Here is a 10416-nt window from a genome sequence, read left to right on the forward strand (position 1 = left end):
GGTGTTGTCGATGTCGAGGAGCTTGGCGTCGAGAAAGACGTTCTTGCCGGCCGCGACGAGGTTGCGGGCGAAGTCGATCCCACCGGCGAAGATCAGCTGCAGGCCGACCTTGTAGAAGCCGACGCTGTCGCCGAGCGTCGTCACCAGCGATTCCGCGGTGGCGACATCGGGCACGTCGAGGGCGACGATAAGGCGGTCTCTGGCGGGAATCGGCTGCATCAGGGCCTGTGGTGTAGCCGAAGCTGGGGCGAGGTCAAGCGCCGGCGGGCGCTGTCCAGACTGAAGCACCAGTGTCTTGGTCGCGACCGTTGGCTCGACTCGATCTTCGCAAGCAATAACCATCTCATCTCATGCACAGCTCGCGATCGCCCTTGGCCATGAGGCACTCTAGGGTCTTCTCCTGAGCCCGCTTGCTCGCGGATCAGGATTTGCCCTGTGCGCCGACGCGCAAAGCGGCAGCGCGGAATAGCTGAATACCCCTTTACTGACACATCCAAGAACGTTGGCAATCGGCCTTGGCTTCGCTAGGCTTTCAACCAAATGATGCATTTTTGACTCACTACTAATCATAAAAGGTTGCATAAGGCGGAAAAAGGATGCGTCCCGTTGACAAGTGGCAACGAAGAATCCACTTAGGAATTAATACGGCTGGCCCCTCTGCACTACGCATGGGTCGGCCTTCTTTTTTGTATGGGGCGGCATTGTGACCGCCTACACTAAGCCGTACCTCGTCGTTCCTGATCAGATAAAGCTGCTTGAGAGCCGGGGCATGAGTGTTCCGGATCAAGGAAAAGCGGCCGAGTACCTTTCGCGCATCGGCTACTACCGCCTCAGTGCATATTGGTATCTCTTTCGAGAGTCAGAACGAGGCTCGCCACCCCGATTCCTAGACCAGTTCAAGCCCAATTCTTCGTTCAAAGTAGCGGTAGAACTTTACGCCTTCGACAAGGCCCTTCGCCTCCAATCTCTCGACGTTCTGGAGCGGATCGAAGTCGCTATCCGCACCCCGATAGCCCTACAAATCGGCCAATACGATCCTTGGGCGCATCGCAGCGCGCAGTATCTCGACCGACGATTTATCCAGCACCACCATGCTGATTGGCTTCGCAAACTGGATGAGAAAGCAACCGATTCCAAAGAGGAGTTCGCCGAGCATCTTCGGAGAAGATACAGTCCTTCACCCATGCCCATCTGGATCGCTGTCGAACTGCTCGACTTCGGTCCTTTGTCGTTCCTGTTGTCGGGCTTGCGTCGTCGCGATCAGACAGAAATCGCCTTGAAATTGAATGTGCCTCGTCCCGAGCTTCTTGTGAGTTGGATACGCGCGCTCGCTCTTGTGCGGAATATCTGCGCTCACCACGCGCGGCTTTGGAACCGTCCTCTGGTTTTCCAGCCCAAGCTCCCGCAGGCAGGCGAAATTCCATTACTGGATCACCTGGTAAGCAGTCCGTACGCAAATCGTCGGATCTATGCCGCCGCTGCGGTCGCGCGATATCTCCTTATGGAAGTTAATCCCAGGACAAGATGGGCTGACCGCCTGAAAGCCCATCTGGAGACATTTCCGACAAGCCCTCATCTGTCGCTCAAGACGAGCGGCTTTCCGGCCGCTTGGGAGAACTTGCCTCTCTGGGCTTGACAGAGGCGTGTTCAAGTTTCGATTGGCTGAATGGGACAGCTTCCGCAAGCGCCGCCTAATCCGCCAGCCGCGCCGACAGGTCGACGAGCTGGCGGCAGAGGCGCTTCAGCAGCTTCGACACCGGCTCGACCGTCAGCTCACCGGATTCGTCGAAAGCGTCCTGGGCGCGGCTCACCTCGATCTTGGTCGGAATGAGGATCGCGCCAAGCCCGGCCTGGACGATCTTGCGCAGATCGATCAGCGCCCGGGCGCCGCCGATCATGCCGTCCGAGGTGCTGCCGATCGCGTAGACCCGGTTGCGATACTTGGTGTCGCCGGTCGCCTCGACCCGGCTCACCCAGTCGATGGTGTTCTTGAGGAGCGGCGGCACCGAGTTGTTGTATTCCGGCGTCGCGATCATCACGCCCTGGTGCGCGGCGATCAGCCTGGCGAGCTTTGTCGCGTTCTCCGGAACCCCTTTCTCCTTCTCGAGGTCGCCGTTGTAGATCGGCATCTCATAGTCGGCGAGCGATATGCGCGTCACGCCGGCATCGGCAAGCGCAAGCTCCTTGGCGGCAAGCGCGGCGAGCTTGGTGGAGAGCGAACCGGATCGGATCGAGCCGGCAAAAACGAGGATACTGGCAGGGGCCATGGGAAATTCCGGTTGGAGGGCGGGAGGGTCCCGCCTGGAAGGCGGGAAGGTCCGGCAAGAATAGCCGACGATCCGCCCCCCGTCAGCGCACAGACACGTGAACGCGAGGGGCGATCAGGATCGCAAACGGCCCCCGCGCCGTCGGTCAGGTCCCCGCCCCATCGCGCGGCCCCATCCGGTTATAGGCGTCGAGCGCGGCGATCTTGTAGCCCTCGGCGAGGGTCGGATAGTTGAAGGCATTCTCGACGAAATAGTCGATGGTGCCGCCGAGATTAAGCACCGCCTGGCCAATGTGGATCAGCTCGGTCGCGCCTTCGCCGACGATATGGGCACCGAGCAGCTTGCGGTCGTTCAGCGAGAAGAGCAGCTTCATCATGCCCGACTCGAGGCCCATGATGTGGCCGCGCGAGATCTCCCGGAAGCGGGCGATGCCCACCTCGTAGCCGACCCCATTCGCCCGGGCCTCCGGCTCGGTCATCCCGACCGTCGAGATTTCCGGAACCGCGTAGATCCCGTAGGGGAAATATTCCGGCGCGGAGGAAACCGGCGCGCCGAAGGCGTGGCAGGCGGCGATCCGCCCCTGCTCCATCGAGGTCGAGGCGAGGCTCGGGAAGCCGATGACGTCACCGGCCGCGTAGATATGCGGCACCGATGTCTGGAAGGTGGTCCGGTCGACCTCCAGCCGGCCGCGATTATCCGCCTCGATGCCGCAGGTCCCAAGGCCGAGATTGGCCGTCGCGCCGACCCGTCCGGCGGCATAGAGCAGCATCTCGGTGCGCACCCGCCGGCCATCGGAGAGGAAGCTCACCGCATAGCCCTGGTCGTCGAGCTCGACACGTTCGACCTTGGCGCCGAGCCGGAACTGGATGCCCCGCTTCCTCAGATCGTGGAGGAATTCGTCGATGATCTCGCGGTCGATGAATTCGAGGAGAGCCTCGCGCGGCTCGATGATCGTCACCGGCACGTCGAGCGCGGAGAAGATCGTCGCATATTCGATGCCGATGACGCCAGCGCCGACCACGGTCAGGCTACGCGGCACATGCGGCTCGGTGGCGATGTTGTCGCTGTCGAAGATGTTGCGGTCGTTGAAGGGGATCGCCGGCGGACGGAACGGCGCCGTGCCGACCGCGATAATGATCTTGTCGCCGGCGAAGCTGTGTTCCTCGTCGGCAGTCTTCACCGTCAGCGTATGCGGATCGACGAAGCGGGCGACCCCGGCAAAGGTCCTGACCCCGTTTCGCGCGAACTGGTGCTCGAGCACCTCGATCTCGTAGTCGAGGGTCTTCCTCAGCCGAACCCCCAGGTCCTGGCCCTCGATATCCTTCTTGACCCGGTAGGCCAGGCCGTAAAAGCCGCGCTCGCGCCAGCCGGAGAGATTGAGCACGGTCTCGCGCAGCGTCTTGGAGGGGATCGTTCCTGTATGGACGGAGACACCGCCAACCCGCAGCCGGTTCTCGACAACCAGAACACTGCGGCCGAGCTTGGCGGCCTGGATCGCCGCGCGGCGCCCGGCCGGGCCACTGCCGATGACGATGAGTTCGTAGCGCTCCACCTCGCACCCCCCGTGCCTTCACCCAGTGCAATAAGACTGCCTACCGGTCGTTGCAAGTCGCACGCCAGCGAAATCCGGACGCGATGCCGGGCCGGACCGTCAGCCCGGCTTGTGGGCGACGATGAAGACCGCCTTGCCCTTGCCCGGCTGCCAGTTTTGCTCGATCGCAAACCCCGCCCCGGTGAGGCTCGCCTCGAGCTGCTTGGCGGTGAAGACCTTGACCAGCGGCATCAGGCCGACGGCGCGGCCGATCGGCGCCAACGCCTTCATCCAGCGCATGCTGTCGCCGAGGCATGTCGTGCTGGTGACGAAGAAGCCGCCGGGTTTCAGCAGCCGGTGAACCTTGGCGATCGCCGCGTCCCTGTCGGCCAGCAGATGCAGGATGCTGAGCCCGAGCACGATGTCGTAGCTACCATCGGCGACCGCATAGTCGTCGATCCCCGCCCGCTCGAAAGTGATGTTGGTGACACCGGCCGCGGCGGCCTTGCCCCTCGCGATATCGAGCATCGCCCGGGAGATGTCGATCGCCTGGATATGCCGTGCATGGGGCGCATGGGCGATCGCCGTCGCCCCCGACCCGCAACCGAATTCGAGCACCTCCATGCCGGGCCGGAAAAGCCCGCGGGTGATCTCCAGCTTCTTCCGGTAGGACGCCTCGTCGGCGACCGGCCGTCGCGCATAGCGCCGGGCAATGCGGTCCCAGAAACGGCTCTCGCGGTCCATCCTCTGCCTTCCCGGTCATCCTGCCACGTCGGGCATGGAAACGTCGCCGGATCACTCAAACACGCCTGCCGCGGCGCGGCCTTCCCATGGCTGGCGCGGTTCCGTAGGGTCCCGCCCCTTGCGACAAGGGAAGGCGCCCGACGGTGGACTATAACCTCGTCACCGATGTCCATTATTACCAGGACGACACGGCGGTGGCGGCCGCGGTCGCCTTCACCGACTGGACGTCGGACCGGATCCTGCGCACCGAAATCGCGCGCCTCACGCCTGTCGCGCCCTATCGGCCGGGACATTTCTACGAGCGGGAGCTCCCCTGCCTGCTCGCCGTCATCGAACGGTTCGACCCGCTCCCCGCCACCATCCTCGTCGACGGCTATGTGACCCTCGGCGCGGACGGCCGCGACGGCCTCGGCGCGCACCTCCACCACGCCCTCGACGGACGGGTTCCGGTCATCGGCGTCGCCAAGACCCGCTTCGCCGGCACTCCACCGGGCACGGAAATCCATCGCGGCGCGAGCACGCGGCCGCTCTATGTCACCGGCCGCGGCATCCCCCTCGATGCGGCGAAGCGCCTGATCAGGGGCATGCACGGCCGGAACCGCCTGCCGACGATGCTCGCCGCCGCCGACCGCGCCTGCCGCGACGCGGAGGCTACGAGGACTCGACCATGATGACGAGCGAACTCGCGTCCACCCCGTCATACTCCATCGCCTCGGCCGCCGCGTCGCTCTGCATCGCCGCGGCAAAGGCATCCATATCCGGGACGTCCATCAGCACCGCGACCCGGGTCGGGTCCTGCGGGTCGACGAAGGTCCGGATATTGGTCACGCCGAGCGCCCCGAAAAGCTCTCCGCGCTTCGGCGACTTGAGCCAGTGCTCCGCGCCCTTGGTGATCTTGTGATGTCCGATCAACGTCGGCATGGCCGTTCCTCCCTTCGCCTGATCCGGTCGCCCCGAATTACTTCACGTCCACCATGCCGGTGATGTGGGTCTGGTTCATCGCATCGTCCTCGCCCGGCATGTCGACGAAGAGCCCGCCGCCGCTGGCGGTCGCCCACTTGCCGGTGCCGCCGACGATCGCCCAGACGCCGGCCGGGCTCTTGGCGTTCTCCATCCACCAGTGGATCAACACCGTCTGGTCCATCGCGTCCTTGAATGCGCAGTATCCGTTGCCGGCGATAACGCCGCCGGCCATCCGCGCAGCACCGAAACAAGGACCATGGAGACCGGCCATCGCCCCGTCGCCCTCGACCGGCTCCCACATGCTCTGCAAGTTGAGGATGCCGTCCGCGTCGCCGGTCATGAACGTTCCGCCCGCGCTGGTGCTCTTGCCGACGAAATCGACCGCCACCGGCGCGGCCAGCGCCGGCGTCGCGAGGAACGAGGCCACCAGGGCCGTGAACACCCGATTGATCTTCATTGCACCCTCCCTTCGTATGAAGCGGCAGGACCTGCACCGAAGAAATCCAGAGTCGCGAGCGTGATCGCCCTGCCGCCGGTCTCGGCTCCCTTTGGGGTCGGCTGGAGCGATATGTCTGACTTGCCCGCTTCGAGCCTGACTCGGAATGCTTCTCCGTGCAACCGGATTCGCGTTTTACCAAAGTGCGAGCGGACCCGGCGGATTCACCGGCAGATCGGCAATTTCCGCGCCGGCACGTGCGGCAGCGAGGCTCTCCACGCATCGATGACCGGCTCGAGGCTTCCCTTGGGCCAGAATTTCGGGGTGCCGATCGATTTGAGGCACGCAGCGTTCCAGTAGAGCCCCGCGTCAGACAGGGACTTCCGGCCCTTCACCGCATTCGCCACGGCGTCGATGTCGCCGGCCTCCGGGTAGATGTAGAGCGTCGTCGGGTTGTCCTCTGCCAGCGCGAGGATCTGCTCGGCAGCGGCCGGCGACCACGACGTGCAGCCGTTGCTGCGGCCGCCGGTGTAGTTCACCAGGCTTCCGTAGGGCGTGTATCCCTCCTCGTCCGCGTAGGGGCTGTCCGGATTCCTGAAGCGGCACTGCCATTTCAGATAGACCGCGGGATGCCCGCCGATCGCCCGTTCCCTGGCGTTCGCGGTGTCGCCCTCTCCTTCGAACTGCAGGAAGCTGCGCAGGAAAGGCGTCTTCTTGCCCGAGACGTCGTAATAGCCCTTGAACGACGTCCTGGTCTCGGCCGTCACATAGGCGCCGCCCATGGTCAGCTTGGACCCCTCGGCATTGCTGAAGTTCTGCGCGCATTCCCGCCCGTTCGAGAAATTCGCGCGCTGCAGCTTCCGGCCGTTGCCATAGCCGGACGAGACGGCGCGAAACGACTGCTCCGCCTCGCAGATGACGTAGAAGCGGCGGCCCGGCCCGCCTTCCGGCGACGTGCTGGGGCGCGTCGCATCCATGGCGAAGTAGCAGGGATTGGCGACCGCGCCTTGGCTGGCCTTCTGCTGGTAAAGCGCCCGCGCCCGCGCCAGGACCACCGGCGCGACCTGGCCCTCGCCGGTGCCGACATGCGCCGCGAGCCAGGCCGGTACGTCCGGGGTCTCTCCCGCCGCTAGGGATGGCGACCAACCCGACGAAGCACCAACGACCAGGGCGGCAACGATCAGAGCGCGCAGTTTCGACGGCACCGGGCGAATCTCCTTCCGGACAACAGCCTAACACGGGTTGTCCGGATGAGCAGGCTCAGCGCGACAGTGCCATGGCTATCCCGCCCCGCTTGCGGGGAGGGGGGACCATCGCGGTAGGCGATGGTGGGAGGGGCGTTCTGGCAGGTCGAAAGTCGCAAGGCGGGCGACCTGCCCTCAACCGCTCGTCCCCGCGAAAGCGGAGACCCGGACTTCCGTCGGTCGACCTAATCATGGCGGGGACGAACGCGTCGTCGCGCGGATCAAGACTGGGTTCCCGCGGGAGCTTGCCCTCGACTTGATCGGGGGCGGGAATGAGCGGTGGACAGGTCACGCCCACCTGCTCAATCGCGGTTTCGGAGAGCACGCGTAAGGCGGGTTAGCCGCGGGCGTAACCCGCCAGCCAATCGAGCGTGGTCAAACAGCAGGCGGATTACGCTCCGCTAATCCGCCCTACACGCTCGAGCTCCGCCGCCCATTCGGGCGGTCCCCTCCCCCGCTTCGCAGGGAAGGATGCGCGTCCCGCCGCTACGGCGAACATGTCGGCTATGCTGCCCCACGCAGGCGCTCACGTAAGACGGGTTCCGCCGCAGGCGGAGCCTGCCGCGGCTGGCACGGTTGGCCGCGTCGTGCCTCGCTGCCACACCCTCAACCGCTCGTCCCCGCGAAAGCGGGGACCCAAGCTTCCATCGTCGAAAGCCTCGCGGATTCAGGACTGGATTCCCGCGGGAGTCTGTCCCCGGCTTGATCGGGGGCGGAAATGAGCGGTGATAGCATAAGCGCCCACTCCCGGAGCCGGTTGGTAAGCCGCCGCAAATTTGTCAACTGCGCAGATTTGTTGCCATTTGCTACTCAGGCGCTAACGCGCTCGTTGGGCGGCAAATTCGTTACTCTCGGCACAAGCGAATGGACCGCTCCCGCTAATCCTTCGCCCGCTCCACATAACTCCCGTCGGCGGTCATCACCACGATGCGGGTACCGGGCGCGATGTGCGGCGGCACCGTCGTCTTGACGCCGTTCGACAAGACCGCCGGCTTGTAGGAGGAGGACGCCGTCTGGCCCTTCAGCGCCGGCTCGGTCTCGACCACCTCGAGCGTCACCCGCTGCGGCAGCTCGATCGACACCGGGTTGCCCTCGTAGAGCGAGAGCCGCACGGTCATGCTCTCCTGGAGATAGGGCGCGAGGTCGCCGACCACGTCCCGCGGCACCACCACCTGGTCGTAGGTCTCCGAATTCATGAAGGTGAAGCCTTCGCCATCCTCGAAGAGATACTGGAAGTCGGTATCCTCGATGAAGGCGCGCTCGACCTGCTCGGTGGTCTTGTAGCGCTGCGAGACCTTGGTGCCGTCGGAAATCCGCCGCATGTCGATCTGGGTGGTGGGCGTCCCCTTGCCGGGATGGAAATTCTCGGCGGTGAGCACGACGTAGAGCTGGCCGTCGACCTCGACGACGTTGCCCTTGCGGATCTGGCTGGCGATGACTTTCAAGGTCTGCTTCCTTCGCTTTCCGGACGGCGCGTTATCGCGCGCGCTGACTGTCAACGCGAGCGTCTACAGTAAACTCGGCCGATGACCAAGCCATCTCCCTTCCCGACGGCGGTATCGGCCGGTGCCGCGAAGTACTTGGCCGGGGCCCTGCCCGGCGGCGAATATCACACGCGTTGACTGTCGGCCCGGCCGTCGCCATTAAGCTCGGCCGATGACCAGGCCATCCCCCATCTGGACGCGCGACCGCCACCGGGACCGCCGCCCCTTCCTGATCAGGCGGAACGCGATCACCCGCGCGCTCCGGCAGTGGTTCGACCAGCAGGGCTTCGTCGAGATCGAGCCGTCGGCGCTCCAGGTCTCGCCCGGCAACGAGGCCCATCTCCACGCCTTCGCCACCGAGCTCGTCGCCCCGGACGGCAGCCGGCGGCCGCTCTACCTCCATACCTCGCCGGAATTCGCGGCGAAGAAGCTGCTCGCCGCCGGCGAGGAGAAGATCGTCGCCTTCGCCCGCGTCTTCCGCAACCGCGAGGCCGGGGCGCTGCACGCGCCGGAATTCACCATGCTCGAATGGTACCGGGCGGGCGCCCCCTGGGAGGCGGTCATCGACGATACCCTGGCGCTGATCGCCGAGGCGGCGCGCGCGGCGGAGACCGACGTCCTCGCCTGGCGCGACCGGCGCGCCGACCCCTTCGCCGAGGCCGAGCGGCTGTCGGTGGCGGAGGCCTTCGAGCGCTTCGCCGGCATCGACCTCGCCGCCGTTCTCGACGATCGGGACGGGCTCGCGTCCCGTGCGACGTCTCGCGGCATCCGGGTCGCGGACGACGATTCCTGGTCGGACATCTTCAGCCGGGTCATCGTTGAGACAGTCGAACCGAGACTGGGTGAGACACGCCCGTCCGTGCTCCATTCCTACCCCGTCTCGGAGGCGGCCCTGGCCCGCCCGCAGCCGTCCGACCCCCGTTTCGCGGAGCGTTTCGAGGTGTATTGCTGCGGTGTCGAGCTCGCCAACGGCTTCGGCGAGCTGACCGACGCGGCCGAACAGGAGCGCCGATTCGTATCCGAAATGGACGAGAAAATGCGCGTCTATTCAGAGCGTTATCCGATCGACGCCGACTTCCTGGCGGCGCTTGCCGAAATGCCGCCGGCCTCCGGCGTGGCGCTCGGCCTCGACCGCCTGGCGATGCTCGCGACCGGCGCGCCTCGAATCGAATTCGTCCAATGGAATCCGGTAGATAGAGGAGAAGCGCGGTGAACGAATTTGCCCGCCCGACCGCCCGTCCCCCGACCCGGAAGACCCTCCGCCATCCGGCCGAACTCGTCGCTTCCGGCCTCGCATCGGCGGAGAAGCTGGCCATGCTGGAAGACGTCGCCGCCCGCTATGCCATTGCAATCACGCCGGAAATGGCGGAGCTCGTCGATCCCGCCGACACCCATGATCCCATCGCCCGGCAGTTCGTTCCGGATCCGGAAGAAACGCTGACCACCCCGGAGGAGCTCGCCGACCCGATCGGTGACGGAATTCATGAGGTTTCAGAAGGGCTTATCCACCGCTACCCGGACCGCGTCCTGCTCAAATTCGTCGGTGTCTGCGCGGTCTATTGCCGCTTCTGCTTCCGCCGGGAAATGGTGGGGCCCGAGGCCGGCAACCTGTCCGCCGAGGCCGTTGCGGCCGCGCTCGAATACATCAGGAATAACAACGAGATATGGGAGGTGATCGTCTCCGGCGGCGACCCGCTCGTCGCCTCGCCGCGGCGGATATCGGAGCTCGTTCAAGAGCTTGCGGCCA

The 10416-nt window shown here is 65.2% G+C and carries 12 protein-coding genes; 4 read left to right on the plus strand and 8 right to left on the minus strand.

Annotated elements, in window-relative coordinates; all coding sequences use genetic code 11:
* Window positions 1-210: orotidine 5'-phosphate decarboxylase / HUMPS family protein (locus KDJ86_RS19870; protein ID WP_291749997.1), on the minus strand; the 210-nt coding region annotated here is incomplete at its 3' end.
* Between the two features lie 493 nt (window positions 211-703).
* Between KDJ86_RS19870 and KDJ86_RS19875 the strand changes: the two genes are divergently transcribed.
* Window positions 704-1636, plus strand: coding sequence for an Abi family protein (locus KDJ86_RS19875; protein ID WP_291749967.1), 933 nt, complete (start codon window positions 704-706; stop codon window positions 1634-1636).
* 55 nt (window positions 1637-1691) lie between these two features.
* Here KDJ86_RS19875 and KDJ86_RS19880 read toward each other — a convergent pair whose 3' ends face one another.
* The 3 genes from KDJ86_RS19880 to KDJ86_RS19890 all read right to left on the minus strand — a co-directional run bounded on the left by KDJ86_RS19880 (window position 1692) and on the right by KDJ86_RS19890 (window position 4542).
* Complete coding sequence (locus KDJ86_RS19880) at window positions 1692-2267, minus strand: NADPH-dependent FMN reductase (RefSeq protein WP_291749970.1); 576 nt, start codon at window positions 2265-2267, stop codon at window positions 1692-1694.
* Between the two features lie 145 nt (window positions 2268-2412).
* A complete protein-coding gene (sthA, locus tag KDJ86_RS19885) occupies window positions 2413-3819 on the minus strand; it encodes a Si-specific NAD(P)(+) transhydrogenase (RefSeq protein WP_291749973.1) in 1407 nt (468 codons plus the stop codon).
* A 99-nt stretch (window positions 3820-3918) separates the two neighbouring features.
* Window positions 3919-4542 (minus strand): class I SAM-dependent methyltransferase, encoded by a 624-nt coding sequence (locus tag KDJ86_RS19890; protein WP_291749976.1) that lies wholly within the window; start codon window positions 4540-4542, stop codon window positions 3919-3921.
* A gap of 143 nt (window positions 4543-4685) precedes the next feature.
* On the opposite strand from KDJ86_RS19890, the gene KDJ86_RS19895 reads away from it, so the two are divergent.
* A complete protein-coding gene (locus tag KDJ86_RS19895) occupies window positions 4686-5213 on the plus strand; it encodes an endonuclease V (protein ID WP_291749979.1) in 528 nt (175 codons plus the stop codon).
* Here KDJ86_RS19895 and KDJ86_RS19900 read toward each other — a convergent pair.
* From KDJ86_RS19900 to efp, 4 genes are all read right to left on the minus strand, one after another.
* A complete protein-coding gene (locus KDJ86_RS19900; protein ID WP_291749981.1) occupies window positions 5194-5463 on the minus strand; it encodes a hypothetical protein in 270 nt (89 codons plus the stop codon). The two genes, KDJ86_RS19895 and KDJ86_RS19900, sit on opposite strands and share 20 nt — an antisense overlap.
* A gap of 37 nt (window positions 5464-5500) precedes the next feature.
* Window positions 5501-5962 (minus strand): hypothetical protein, encoded by a 462-nt coding sequence (locus KDJ86_RS19905; RefSeq protein ID WP_291749983.1) that lies wholly within the window; start codon window positions 5960-5962, stop codon window positions 5501-5503.
* A 203-nt stretch (window positions 5963-6165) separates the two neighbouring features.
* Window positions 6166-7155: a murein L,D-transpeptidase catalytic domain-containing protein gene (locus KDJ86_RS19910; protein WP_521085325.1), complete on the minus strand. Its 990-nt coding sequence runs from the start codon at window positions 7153-7155 to the stop codon at window positions 6166-6168.
* A 908-nt stretch (window positions 7156-8063) separates the two neighbouring features.
* Entirely contained in the window at window positions 8064-8630 is a 567-nt protein-coding gene (efp, locus tag KDJ86_RS19915) for an elongation factor P (RefSeq protein WP_291749988.1), read from the minus strand.
* Window positions 8631-8841: 211 nt separating this feature from the next.
* Here efp and epmA point away from each other — a divergent pair, with 211 nt between their 5' ends.
* Window positions 8842-9882: an EF-P lysine aminoacylase EpmA gene (epmA, locus tag KDJ86_RS19920; RefSeq protein WP_291749990.1), complete on the plus strand. Its 1041-nt coding sequence runs from the start codon at window positions 8842-8844 to the stop codon at window positions 9880-9882.
* A partial coding sequence (locus tag KDJ86_RS19925; RefSeq protein ID WP_291749993.1) for a radical SAM protein occupies window positions 9879-10416 on the plus strand: 538 nt, incomplete at its 3' end. The genes epmA and KDJ86_RS19925, both read left to right, overlap by 4 nt.

The organism is Bauldia sp., assembly GCF_020442045.1.
Classification (GTDB): domain Bacteria; phylum Pseudomonadota; class Alphaproteobacteria; order Rhizobiales; family Kaistiaceae; genus Bauldia.